Raw genomic sequence first — 13,008 nt, 5'->3', positions numbered from 1 at the left:
AGCGCAGGCCCTTCGTGAAAATCGATATACACTCAGGCCAATCGATAAAAACCGCCCACCGGGTACCTTTCCATGATGACCCTGCGTCAGATCCGTCACTTCATCGCGGTGGCCGAGACCGGCTCGATTTCCGCCGCCGCGCAAACCGCGTTTATTTCCCAATCGACCCTGACCCTCGCCATTCAGCAACTGGAAGAGGAAATCGGCGTCAGCCTGTTCAACCGTCACGCCAAGGGCATGACCTTGACTCATCAGGGTCATCAATTCCTGCGCCAGGCGCATCTGATTCTGGCAACGGTGGATAACGCCAAGCGCAGCCTGCAACAAAGCACCGACCAAGTGGCCGGGCAGTTGATTGTCGGCGTGACCAGTCTGGTGGCCGGTTATTACCTCGCCGATTTGCTCACCCGTTTTCAGCGCGCCTATCCCAATGTCGAGATCCGGGTGATGGAGGACGAGCGGCCGTACATCGAACACTTGCTGGTCAGCGGCGAGATCGATGTCGGCGTGCTGATCCTGTCCAACCTCGAAGACCGCCACGCCTTGCAAACCGAAGTGCTGACTCACTCGCCGCACCGTCTGTGGCTGCCGGCCCAGCATCCGCTGCTGGAGCACGACAGCATCAATCTCGCCGATGTTGCCCGCGAACCGCTGATTCAACTGAACGTCGACGAGATGGATCGCAATGCCCAACGCCTGTGGCGCGGTGCCGGGCTGCAACCGAAAATTACCCTCAGAACCGCCTCCACAGAGGCGGTACGAAGTCTCGTCGCAGCCGGCCTGGGCGTGTCGATCCAGCCGGACATGACGTACCGCCCATGGTCACTGGAGGGCGACATCATCGAAGCACGGCCGATTGCCGACCTCAACCAGACCCTCGACGTCGGTCTGGCCTGGCGCCGTGGGACAGCGCGCCCCGCTCTGGTCGATCCATTCCTGACCGTGGCCCGCGAGCAACCGCACGGCGGACGCAAGCCATCTATTTAATCGAATGCCACCTTCAGTATTTAGAATTTGTCGACCTCGGAGCCGCGCACTAGTCTTGCTGCATCTATAAGACGGTCGGCTCCCGGGCATGGGAGCCACAATGACCACACAAGAAAAGAGATCGCGGAAAATGGCTGGCGTGCAGACCCCGATGTGTACCGCGTTGCTGATCGACGGCGAACTGGTCGCCGGGCAGGGTTTTGTCGAACCGATCCTTAACCCGGCCACCGGTGAAATCCTCACCCACATCGCCGAGGCCAGCACCGAGCAGGTCGAAACCGCGATTCTCGCCGCCCACCGCGCGTTTGCCGAATGGTCGCGCACCACACCGCAACAACGCTCGAATCTGTTGCTGGACATCGCCAACGCGGTGGAAAAACACGCCGATCACCTCGCCCGCCTCGAAGCGCTGAATTGCGGCAAGCCGCTGCACCTGGCGCGGCAGGACGACCTGACTGCGACTGTCGATGTGTTCCGCTTCTTTGCCGGTGCCGTACGCTGCCAGACCGGTCAGCTCAGCGGCGAATACCTGCCGGGCTACACCAGCATGGTGCGCCGCGATCCGATTGGGGTCGTCGCCTCGATTGCGCCGTGGAACTACCCGATCATGATGGCCGCGTGGAAAATCGCTCCGGCCCTCGCCGCTGGCAATACGCTGGTGTTCAAACCCTCGGAACACACACCGTTGTCGATCCTCGCGCTGGCGCCAGCGCTGGCCGAGATCCTGCCGCGCGGGGTGATCAACATCCTCTGCGGTGGTGGTGAAGGCGTCGGCAGCCATCTGGTCGGACATGCCAAGGTGCGCATGGTCTCGCTGACCGGCGATATCGTCACCGGGCAGAAAATCCTGCAAGCCGCTGCAAAAACCCTCAAGCGCACGCATCTGGAACTCGGCGGCAAAGCCCCGGTGATCGTCTGCAACGACGCCGACCTGCAAGCGGTGGTCGACGGCGTGCGCACCTACGGTTACTACAACGCCGGTCAGGACTGCACCGCCGCGTGCCGCATCTACGCGCAAGCCGGGATTCACGACAAACTGGTTGCCGAACTGGGTGCGGCAGTCAGCAGCCTGCGCTTCGCCGGCAAGCGCGATGCCGACAACGAGATCGGCCCGCTGATCAGTACCCGCCAGCGCGACCGCGTCGCCAGTTTCGTCGAACGCGCCCTCGGCCAGCCGCACATCGAGCGGGTGACCGGCGCGGCGGTGCATTCCGGCGCCGGGTTCTTTTACCAGCCGACGCTGCTGGCCGGTTGCAAGCAAACGGATGAAATCGTCCAGCGCGAAGTGTTCGGCCCGGTGGTGACCGTGACCCGTTTCGACGAACTCGCACAAGCGGTGGAGTGGGCCAACGACTCCGAATACGGCCTCGCCTCGTCGGTGTGGACACAGAATCTGGACAAGGCAATGCAGGTCGCCGCCCGCTTGCAGTACGGCTGCACCTGGATCAACAGCCATTTCATGCTGGTCAGCGAAATGCCCCACGGCGGACTGAAACGTTCCGGATACGGCAAAGACTTGTCCAGTGATTCGCTGCAGGACTACAGCGTGGTGCGGCACATCATGGCCCGCCACGGCCAGCATCTCTGACTACGCTAATAACAAGCCGCCAACGGCATGCTGCACCGCGTTCACAACTGCCCCGACCATAATTTAAAGAAGAGGGTTCAACCATGTTCGTGCACAAGACCGCACTGCTCAGTGCAATCACCACGGCCCTGTTGGCCAGCGCCAGCCTGCAAGCCGCCGAGCCGCTGAAGGCCGTCGGCGCCGGCGAAGGTCAGCTGGATATCGTGGCCTGGCCCGGCTACATCGAACGTGGCGAGAGCGACAAGGCTTACGACTGGGTCACCGGTTTCGAAAAAGAAACCGGCTGCAAGGTCAATGTGAAGACTGCCGCCACCTCCGACGAAATGGTCAGCCTGATGGCCAAGGGCGGTTACGACCTAGTCACCGCGTCCGGTGATGCGTCGTTGCGCTTGATCGTCGGCAAACGCGTGCAACCGATCAACACCGCGTTGATCCCGAACTGGAACACCCTCGATCCACGCCTGAAAGATGCGCCTTGGTACGTGGTCAACAAGCAGACCTACGGCACCCCGTATCAGTGGGGCCCGAACGTGCTGATGTACAACACCAACGTGTTCAAGACGCCGCCGACCAGCTGGAATGTGCTGTTCGACGCGCAGAACTTCCCCGACGGCAAGCCGAACAAGGGCCGCGTGCAGGCCTATGACGGGCCGATCTACATCGCTGATGCGGCGCTGTACCTGAAAACCGCCAAGCCTGAGCTGGGGATCAAGGATCCGTATCAATTGACCGAAGCACAGTACAAAGCGGTGCTCGATCTGTTGCGTGCGCAGCAGCCATTGATCCACCGCTACTGGCATGACACCACGGTGCAGATGAGCGACTTCAAGAACGAAGGTGTGGTGGCGTCGAGTGCCTGGCCGTATCAGGTCAACGGCCTGATCAATGAGAAACAGCCGATTGCCTCGACCATTCCGAAAGAAGGCGCCACCGGTTGGGCCGACACCACCATGCTGCACGCCGAGGCCAAGCACCCGAACTGCGCGTACAAGTGGATGGACTGGTCACTGCAGCCGAAAGTCCAGGGTGACGTGGCGGCGTGGTTTGGTTCGCTGCCAGCCGTGCCGGCAGCGTGCAAGGAAAGCGAACTGCTCGGCGCCGAGGGTTGCAAGACCAATGGCTTCGACCAGTTCGACAAGATCGCCTTCTGGAAAACCCCGCAGGCTGAAGGCGGCAAATTCGTGCCGTACAGCCGCTGGACCCAGGACTACATCGCGATCATGGGCGGCAGGTAAGCCCTTTCAAGATCAAAAGATCGCAGCCTGCGGCAGCTCCTACATCAATGGACACCGCTCTCCTATAGGAGCTGCCGCAGGCTGCGATCTTTTCGACGCAACACCTGATCATTCTTTGAAAGCCTGCTTTACCGGAGCACCGCACCATGACGCTTGCAGTCCAGTTCACCAACGTTTCCCGGCAGTTCGGCGAGGTGAAGGCCGTTGACCGGGTTTCCATCGATATCCAGGACGGCGAGTTCTTTTCCATGCTCGGCCCATCCGGCTCGGGCAAAACCACCTGCCTGCGCCTGATCGCCGGGTTCGAACAACCGAGCGCCGGCTCGATCCGCATTCACGGCGCTGAAGCGGCCGGTCTGCCGCCGTATCAACGTGATGTAAACACCGTCTTCCAGGACTACGCGCTGTTCCCGCACATGAACGTGCTGGACAACGTCGCCTACGGCTTGAAGGTCAAAGGCGTGAGTAAAACCGAGCGCCACAAGCGCGCCGAAGAGGCGTTGGACATGGTCGCGCTCAGTGGTTATGGCGCGCGCAAACCGGTGCAGTTGTCCGGCGGTCAGCGCCAGCGTGTCGCCCTCGCCCGCGCCTTGGTCAATCGCCCGCGCGTGCTGCTGCTCGACGAGCCGCTCGGCGCCCTCGACCTGAAACTGCGCGAGCAGATGCAGAGCGAACTGAAGAAGCTGCAACGCCAGCTCGGCATTACCTTCATCTTCGTCACACACGACCAGACCGAGGCGCTGTCGATGTCCGACCGCGTGGCGGTGTTCAACAAGGGCCGCATCGAACAGGTCGACACCCCGCGCAATCTGTACATGAAACCGACCACCACCTTCGTCGCCGAATTCGTCGGCACTTCCAACGTGATTCGCGGCGATCTGGCGCGCCAGCTCAGCGGCCATCCGCAGCCGTTTTCGATTCGCCCCGAGCACGTGCGCTTCGCCGACGGCCCGCTGGCCAGCCACGAAATCGAAGTCAGTGGCGTGCTGCATGACATCCAGTATCAGGGCAGCGCGACGCGCTATGAACTGACCCTGGAAAACGGCCAGAACCTGAGCGTCAGCCACGCCAACAATCAGTGGATCGACAGCAGCGCGCAGCACCAGACCGGCCAGCGTCTGCGTGCACGCTGGGCGCGGGAAGCCATGATTGCGCTGCACGACACTGTCTCGAGCGGGGTGTGAGATGAGCACGCTCGCAATGACTCAAGCACCGCCCTTGCGGCGATTTTCCAACCTGCTCTATCGCAAGCCGAATCTGTATCTGTCGCTGCTGCTGGTACCACCATTGCTGTGGTTTGGCGCGATCTACCTCGGCTCGCTGCTGGTGCTGTTGTGGCAGGGTTTCTACACCTTCGACGACTTCACCATGGCGGTCACCCCTGACCTGACCCTGGCCAATTTTGCCGCGCTGTTCCAGCCGTCGAACTTCGACATCATCCTGCGCACGCTGAGCATGGCCATCATGGTGTCGATCGCCAGCGCCATCGTCGCGTTCCCGATTGCCTATTACATGGCGCGCTACACCACGGGCAAGACCAAGGCGTTTTTCTACATCGCGGTGATGCTGCCGATGTGGGCCAGTTACATCGTCAAGGCCTATGCGTGGACGTTGCTGCTGGCCAAGGGCGGCGTGGCGCAGTGGTTCGTGCAGCATCTGGGGCTGGAGCCGGTGTTGCAGTTCGTTCTGGGGATTCCCGGCGTCGGCGGCAGCACCTTGTCGACCTCGCATCTGGGGCGCTTCATGGTCTTTGTCTATATCTGGTTGCCGTTCATGATCCTGCCGATTCAGGCCTCGCTGGAGCGCCTGCCGCCGTCGCTGCTGCAGGCCTCCGCCGACCTCGGGGCCAAGCCGCGCCAGACCTTCATGCAGGTGATTCTGCCGCTGTCGGTGCCCGGTATTGCTGCCGGCTCGATCTTCACGTTTTCGCTGACCCTGGGCGACTTCATCGTGCCGCAACTGGTGGGGCCGCCGGGCTACTTCGTCGGCAGCATGGTCTACGCCCAGCAAGGCGCGATCGGCAACATGCCGATGGCGGCGGCGTTCACGCTGGTGCCGATTGTGTTGATCGCCATTTACCTGTCCATCGTCAAACGACTGGGGGCCTTCGATGCACTCTGAAAAAGCCTCTCTCGGTCTGCGCATCGCAGCCTGGGGCGGGTTGGTGTTTCTGCACTTCCCGATCCTGATCATCTTCCTTTACGCCTTCAACACCGAGGAAGCGGCGTTCAGCTTTCCGCCAAAGGGCTTCACCCTGCACTGGTTCAGCGTCGCGTTTTCGCGCCCGGATGTGCTGGAGGCGATCAAGCTCTCGTTGCAGATTGCCGCCATTGCCACGTTGATCGCGATGGTGCTCGGCACATTGGCTTCAGCCGCGCTGTATCGCCGGGACTTCTTCGGCAAGCAGGGTATTTCGCTGATGCTGATCTTGCCGATTGCGTTGCCGGGGATCATCACCGGGATCGCGCTGCTGGCGACGTTCAAGACGCTGGGGATCGAGCCGGGGATGTTCACCATCATTGTTGGTCACGCGACGTTCTGCGTGGTGATCGTCTACAACAACGTCATCGCCCGCCTGCGCCGCACTTCGCACAGTCTGATCGAGGCCTCGATGGATCTGGGTGCCGATGGCTGGCAGACCTTCCGCTACATCATCCTGCCGAACCTCGGCTCGGCGCTGTTGGCCGGCGGCATGCTCGCCTTTGCGCTGTCGTTCGACGAAATCATCGTCACCACGTTTACCGCCGGGCATGAGCGCACATTGCCGCTGTGGTTGCTCAATCAACTCAGCCGTCCTCGAGACGTGCCGGTGACCAATGTCGTCGCGATGCTGGTGATGATGGTGACCATGCTGCCGATCCTAGGAGCGTATTACCTGACCCGGGGTGGCGAGAGTGTCGCCGGTAGCGGTGGCAAATAATTCATGACAGACACCACTTTCCCCCTGTGGGAGCGAGCTTGCTCGCGAAGAGGCCATGACATCCAACATTGATGTCGACTGGCGCACCGCTTTCGCGAGCAAGCTCGCTCCCACAGGGATCTCGATTCGGACAGAACAATAAAAGTGTTAGCGAGGACAATGAAATGCAAACCAGACTCTTGATCAACGGCCACCTGGTCAACGGCGAAGGACCGGCGCAACCGGTGCTCAACCCGGCGCTCGGCAGCGTACTGGTGGAAATCAATGAAGCCTCCGAGGCCCAGGTCGATGCCGCCGTGCGCGCCGCCGATAACGCGTTCGCCGAATGGTCGCAGACCACGCCGAAAGACCGTTCGCTGCTGCTGCTCAAACTCGCCGACGCCATCGAAGCCCACGGCGAAGAACTGGCCAAACTCGAATCCGACAACTGCGGCAAACCCTACAGCGCTGCGCTGAACGATGAGATTCCAGCGATTGCCGACGTGTTCCGTTTCTTCGCCGGCGCCAGCCGTTGCATGAGCGGTTCGGCCGGTGGTGAATACCTGCCCGGCCACACCTCAATGATTCGCCGCGACCCGGTGGGCGTGATCGCCTCGATTGCGCCGTGGAACTACCCGCTGATGATGGTCGCCTGGAAAATCGCCCCGGCCCTCGCTGCCGGTAATACCGTGGTGCTCAAGCCGTCGGAACAAACCCCGCTGACCGCGTTGCGTCTGGCCGAACTGGCGTCGGACATCTTCCCGGCCGGTGTACTCAATCTGGTGTTCGGGCGTGGGCCTACCGTCGGCAGCCCGTTGGTCACGCATCCGAAAGTGCGCATGGTGTCGCTGACCGGCTCGATTGCCACAGGCTCGAACATCATTTCCAGCACCGCCGACAGCGTCAAACGCCTGCACATGGAACTGGGCGGCAAGGCGCCGGTGATCATCTTCGACGACGCCGATATCGATGCTGCGGTGGAAGGTATTCGCACCTTTGGTTTCTACAACGCCGGACAGGACTGCACCGCCGCGTGCCGGATCTATGCGCAGCAGGGCATTTACGAAAAATTCGTCGAGAAGCTCGGCGCGGCGGTCAGCAGCATCAAGTATGGCTTGCAGGAAGATCCATCGACTGAGCTTGGGCCGTTGATCACTGCGCAACATCGCGACCGCGTCGCTGGTTTTGTCGAACGTGCCGTGGCGCAGCCGCACATTCGCTTGATCACCGGCGGCAAGGCTGTGGACGGCGACGGCTTCTTCTTCGAACCGACGGTGCTGGCCGACGCGCAGCAGGATGACGAAATCGTGCGCCGTGAAGTATTCGGGCCGGTGGTGTCGGTAACCAAGTTCACCGATGAAGCGCAGGCGCTGGAGTGGGCCAACGATTCGGACTACGGCCTCGCCTCCTCGGTGTGGACGGCGGACGTCGGACGCGCGCATCGCTTGTCCGCGCGGTTGCAGTACGGCTGCACCTGGGTCAACACGCACTTCATGCTCGTCAGCGAAATGCCCCATGGCGGTCAGAAATTGTCCGGTTATGGCAAGGACATGTCCATGTATGGGCTGGAGGACTACACCACGGTCCGGCATGTGATGTTCAAGCACTAAAAGCATCGCTGGCAAGCCAGCTCCCACAAGGTTCAATGCAGCTCTTGTGGGAGCTGGCTTGCCAGCGAAGGCGTCACCCCGGTTTCAGGAAGGAAACCGGCATTACGCACCACCAGGACACAAAAACAATAACTACCGAACCGGGCGGCGCCCGCAAAGCACCGCCACGGCCTCGGCCATCCGAAATCTGCCGATTTCACGGAGCAAACACACATGAGTGCCTCACCCGAATTCGCGGCCGCCGTTGCCGACAGCGATGCCGAACAACTGCGCAAACTGGGCTACACCTCCAACTTCAACCGCAGCATGAGCCTGTGGGAAAACTTCGCGCTGGGCTTCACTTATCTGTCGCCGGTCGTAGGGGTTTATACCCTGTTCGGCCTGTGCCTCGCCGCTGGCGGACCACCGATGTTCTGGGCTTACTTGCTGGTCGGTTGCGGCCAACTGCTGGTGTGCCTGATCTTCGGCGAAGTGGTGTCGCAGTTCCCGATTTCCGGCGGCGTCTATCCTTGGGCGCGGCGTCTGGTCGGCAAGAAATGGGCATGGATGGTCGGCTGGATCTACTCCATCGCCCTGTGCGTGACTATTGCGGCAGTGGCTGTCGGTGCCGGCCCGTATCTGGCGGCGATGCTCGGGTTTGAACCGAGTAACAACACCAATATCGTCATCGCGCTGGTGCTGACGCTGTTCGCCACGCTGGTCAATCTGAGCGGCACCCAAGTGCTGGCGCGGATCGCCATGTTCGGCTTCCTCTGCGAACTGGTCGGCGCGGTGATCGTCGGCGTCTACCTGCTGGTTTTCGAACGTCATCAGCCGCTGAGCGTGCTGTTCAACACCTTCGACATCAGCGTTGACGGCTCGTACCTGCCGGCGTTCCTCACCGCTTCGCTGGCAGGGATGTTCCTCTACTACGGTTTCGAAGCCTGCGGCGATGTCGCCGAGGAAACCCCGAACCCCAGCGCAAAAATCCCGGTGGCCATGCGCATGACCATCTACATCGGCGGCATCGCGGCAATGTTCGCCTGCCTGGCGCTGATCCTCGCCGTGCCGGACATGCAAGCGGTAATCAACGGCACCGACAAAGACCCGGTCACCACCATCCTCAACAACGCCTTCGGCCCGATCGGCTCGAAAGTGGTGATGGGCGTGGTGATGATTTCCTTCATCTCCTGCGTCATCAGCCTGCAGGCAGCAGCCAGCCGTCTGCTGTACTCCTACGCTCGCGATGAAATGGTGATCGGCAGCCGACTGCTGAAAAAGATTTCTCCTACCACTCAGGTGCCGGTTGCCGCGCTGTTCGTGTCCGGCGTCCTGCCCGCCCTGATCATCGCCCTCGGCTTCTTCCTGCAGGACGCCGTGGCCACCATCGTCAGCTTCGCCGCCATCGGCATCTACCTCGCGTTCCAGATGATCGTGCTGGCCGCGTTGTATGCGCGGATGAAAGGCTGGAAACCGAGCGGCAAATTCACCCTCGGCGCGTGGGGCTGGCCGGTAAACATCGGCGCGCTGGTGTACGGCGTCGGCGCAATCATCAACATGGCCTGGCCACGCACGCCGGATGCGGCGTGGTACATCAACTACGCGATGGTGCTGAGCACGGTGATTGTGATTGGGCTGGGGTTGATTTACATGTGGATTGGCAAGCCGTATGACCATGGGAAGGCGCCGGCTGGGGATGCGTGGAAGGTGAGTCGCTAAGACGAGTTCCCCGGAATCGAATTTTGATTCCGGGGCCTCCTCGAAGCGCCGTCATCAATTGTCTAGCCCTGAAACAGGTGTGAGCCTGTTTCAGGGCTAGACACACTCAAAACCGCGAAACACTGCGCATCGCATCCACCAGATAGCGCATCGCAATCCGGTCACTCTCCGACAACTCGCGATAACGCTCCACCAGCTTCAGCTCTTCAGAACTCAATCGACGCCTTCTGCGTCCGCTGCTCAGGCAGGGAAAGATGCCGAGCATTTCGGCGATGCCTTGTATTTTTGCCATGGACGATGTCCTTCTCTGATACGTCGAAGAATTGCTTGATCACCACATCGCCCTGTCCCTTACAGCAGCGCCTGTGCCCTGCCGGTCGCACCGGCCATGCCCATAGAATAGAAATTTAATCAGCGCTGAAAAGCGGTTTTTAGAGTAATTAGTCGAAAAAAGCAGATATGCCCTGTAAATCAGAAAGAGCCGTCAGACATTTAACCGACACGTCTTGTTTCATTGACACTCTCTCATCGTGTATCAACGAATTTTGCTCGGCGAGCGAACCGTTTAAGCTAGCCGGCATCTGTTTATAGTCCGTTGCGTTTGGCCGAAGGCTTGTCCGAACCGTAATTTCTGATCCAGCACGTGCCAGGAAAGGCGCGGGATTGCTCACGACAGGTTGTATTTATGCACCGCAGGAACTTGCTCAAAGCGTCGATGGCCATTGCGGCTTACACCGGTCTCTCGGCTTCCGGCCTGCTGGCCGCCCGTGCCTGGGCCGCCAATGGTGGCGCCGCTGATGGCGAAGCGCAGGCCTTCGACTTCGAAGCGCTCAAGCGTCAGACCAAGCAACTGGCCGGTTCGGCCTATCAGGACACTAAACAGGTGCTGCCGCCGACCCTGGCGACCATGACCCCGCAGAATTTCAACGCGATCCGCTACGACGGCGATCATTCGCTGTGGAAAGAGAACAAGGGTCAGCTGGACGTGCAGTTCTTCCACGTCGGCATGGGTTTCCGCCAGCCAGTGCGCATGTACAGCGTCGATCCAAAAACCCGTACCGCCCGCGAAGTGCATTTCCGCCCGACGTTGTTCAACTACGAGAACACCTCGGTCGATACCCAGCAGCTCAAGGGCGACCTGGGCTTTGCCGGCTTCAAATTGTTCAAGGCGCCGGAGCTGGATCGTCACGACGTGGTGTCGTTCCTCGGCGCCAGTTATTTCCGCGCGGTGGACGCCACTGGCCAATATGGCCTCTCGGCCCGTGGTCTGGCCATCGACACCTACGCCAAAAAGCGCGAAGAGTTTCCTGACTTCACCAAATTCTGGTTCGAAACTCCGGAGCAGAACGCCACGCGTTTTGTGGTCTACGCCCTGCTCGACTCGCCGAGTGCGACTGGCGCCTATCGCTTCGACATCGATTGCCAGGCCGAGCGTGTGGTGATGGAGATCGACGCCCACATCAACGCGCGGACCGCCATCGAACAGCTGGGCATTGCGCCGATGACCAGCATGTTCAGTTGCGGCACCCACGAACGCCGCATGTGCGACACCATTCACCCGCAGATCCATGACTCTGATCGACTGGCGATGTGGCGTGGCAATGGCGAGTGGATTTGCCGTCCGCTGAACAACCCGGCGACCCTGCAGTTCAACGCGTTTGCCGACACCGATCCGAAAGGCTTCGGTCTGGTACAGACCGACCACGAATTCGCCAACTATCAGGACACTGTCGACTGGTACAGCAAGCGCCCGAGCCTGTGGGTCGAGCCTACAACCGCGTGGGGCGAAGGCTCGATCGATCTGCTGGAAATTCCGACCACCGGCGAAACCCTCGATAACATCGTCGCGTTCTGGACCCCGAAGAAGCCGGTGGCTGCCGGTGACTCGCTGAATTACGGCTACAAGCTCTACTGGAGCGCTCTGCCGCCGGTTGGCACACCGCTGGCGCGGGTGCATGCGACTCGCTCGGGTATGGGGGGCTTCGTCGAAGGCTGGGCACCGGGCGAGCATTATCCGCCGGTCTGGGCACGGCGTTTTGCCGTGGACTTCACCGGCGGCGGCCTGGATCGCCTGCCACAGGGTACCGGGATCGAACCGGTGGTCACCTGCTCCAACGGCAAGGTGCAGGACTTCAGCGTACTGGTACTGGATGACATCAAGGGTTACCGGATCCTGTTCGACTGGTACCCGACCAGCGACAGCGTCGACCCGGTGGAACTGCGCCTGTTCATCCGCACCAATGACCGCACGCTGAGCGAGACCTGGTTGTACCAGTACTTCCCGCCGGCGCCGGACAAGCGCAAATATCCTTGAAGGTTGTCTAGCGTCTGATCGGGCCTCATCGCTGGCAAGCCAGCTCCCACAAGTTCGGTGCCGTACACAAATTTCGTGATCGACACCGACCACTGTGGGAGCTGGCTTGCCAGCGATGGCGTCCGTCAGGTCAGCGGCAAATACAAATGGATGTCGCGGGGTTCCAGAGCGAATAACTCCGGATCCGGTTGATCAACCAACCGGCAACCCTGTCGCTGATAAAACTCCACAGTGTTGCGCGATTCAGTCGCTGAGACATACAACGCCTCGGCACCGAACCGCCGCCCCTGCTCACAGGCCAATGCAAACAGTTTCGCCCCCAGTCCCTGCCCGCGGTAGTCGCGGCTGATGTGCAGAAACGTCAATTGCCGCATGTTCAGCCCCTGGTTGTGGATAACCCGGTTATCCACAACCACCGCCGCGACCAGCGCCTGCCCGTCGAAAGCGCCATACAGCCAACCTCCGCGCCGCAAACACTTTTCCAGCACCCACGCATTTTCCTCAGCTTCCCCTTCCGGCCAACCACGCATGTCGACATGCACCGGGTACAGAATCAGCGCACCGTTCTCCAGACGATAGTTCGCCTCAACCCGCTCACTGCGGTCGATCTGCGCCAGCAACGGCAAGTCGTGTTCGCTCAGTTCTCGTTCGATCAACATGCTCGACTTCCTTGGCAA

General features: G+C 60.8%; 11 protein-coding genes. 9 read left to right on the top strand and 2 right to left on the bottom strand.

What is annotated here, in order from left to right; genetic code table 11:
- Positions 1–72: 72 nt before the first annotated feature.
- From L6D63_RS23465 to L6D63_RS23430, 8 genes are all read left to right on the top strand, one after another.
- Complete coding sequence (locus L6D63_RS23465; protein ID WP_007954670.1) at positions 73–987, top strand: LysR family transcriptional regulator; 915 nt, start codon at positions 73–75, stop codon at positions 985–987.
- A 130-nt stretch (positions 988–1,117) separates the two neighbouring features.
- Positions 1,118–2,575, top strand: coding sequence for a gamma-aminobutyraldehyde dehydrogenase (locus tag L6D63_RS23460; RefSeq protein WP_121183869.1), 1,458 nt, complete (start codon positions 1,118–1,120; stop codon positions 2,573–2,575).
- 83 nt (positions 2,576–2,658) lie between these two features.
- Complete coding sequence (gene ydcS / locus L6D63_RS23455; protein WP_095667415.1) at positions 2,659–3,810, top strand: putative ABC transporter substrate-binding protein YdcS; 1,152 nt, start codon at positions 2,659–2,661, stop codon at positions 3,808–3,810.
- Positions 3,811–3,956: 146 nt separating this feature from the next.
- A complete protein-coding gene (locus L6D63_RS23450) occupies positions 3,957–4,994 on the top strand; it encodes an ABC transporter ATP-binding protein (RefSeq protein WP_131671893.1) in 1,038 nt (345 codons plus the stop codon).
- Position 4,995: 1 nt separating this feature from the next.
- Complete coding sequence (locus L6D63_RS23445; RefSeq protein ID WP_236170398.1) at positions 4,996–5,931, top strand: ABC transporter permease; 936 nt, start codon at positions 4,996–4,998, stop codon at positions 5,929–5,931.
- Positions 5,921–6,730, top strand: coding sequence for an ABC transporter permease (locus tag L6D63_RS23440; RefSeq protein ID WP_007967757.1), 810 nt, complete (start codon positions 5,921–5,923; stop codon positions 6,728–6,730). The genes L6D63_RS23445 and L6D63_RS23440 overlap by 11 nt, the downstream gene beginning before the upstream one ends.
- A gap of 164 nt (positions 6,731–6,894) precedes the next feature.
- Complete coding sequence (locus L6D63_RS23435; protein WP_047292773.1) at positions 6,895–8,319, top strand: gamma-aminobutyraldehyde dehydrogenase; 1,425 nt, start codon at positions 6,895–6,897, stop codon at positions 8,317–8,319.
- 213 nt (positions 8,320–8,532) lie between these two features.
- Positions 8,533–10,017, top strand: a complete 1,485-nt coding sequence (locus tag L6D63_RS23430) for an APC family permease (RefSeq protein WP_047292771.1) — start codon at positions 8,533–8,535, stop codon at positions 10,015–10,017.
- Between the two features lie 106 nt (positions 10,018–10,123).
- On the opposite strand, the gene L6D63_RS23425 is transcribed toward L6D63_RS23430, so the two are convergent.
- Entirely contained in the window at positions 10,124–10,309 is a 186-nt protein-coding gene (locus L6D63_RS23425; protein ID WP_041063212.1) for a hypothetical protein, read from the bottom strand.
- Between the two features lie 393 nt (positions 10,310–10,702).
- On the opposite strand from L6D63_RS23425, the gene L6D63_RS23420 reads away from it, so the two are divergent.
- Positions 10,703–12,331, top strand: a complete 1,629-nt coding sequence (locus L6D63_RS23420; protein ID WP_131671891.1) for a glucan biosynthesis protein D — start codon at positions 10,703–10,705, stop codon at positions 12,329–12,331.
- Between the two features lie 125 nt (positions 12,332–12,456).
- On the opposite strand, the gene L6D63_RS23415 is transcribed toward L6D63_RS23420, so the two are convergent.
- Positions 12,457–12,990, bottom strand: coding sequence for a GNAT family N-acetyltransferase (locus L6D63_RS23415; RefSeq protein WP_131671890.1), 534 nt, complete (start codon positions 12,988–12,990; stop codon positions 12,457–12,459).
- Positions 12,991–13,008: the final 18 nt, after the last annotated feature.

The sequence above is a fragment of the Pseudomonas parakoreensis genome, assembly GCF_021602155.1.
Classification (GTDB): domain Bacteria; phylum Pseudomonadota; class Gammaproteobacteria; order Pseudomonadales; family Pseudomonadaceae; genus Aquipseudomonas; species Aquipseudomonas parakoreensis.
Note: the sequence above shows the minus strand (reverse complement) of the source record. Positions and strands in the feature narration are given on the sequence as shown.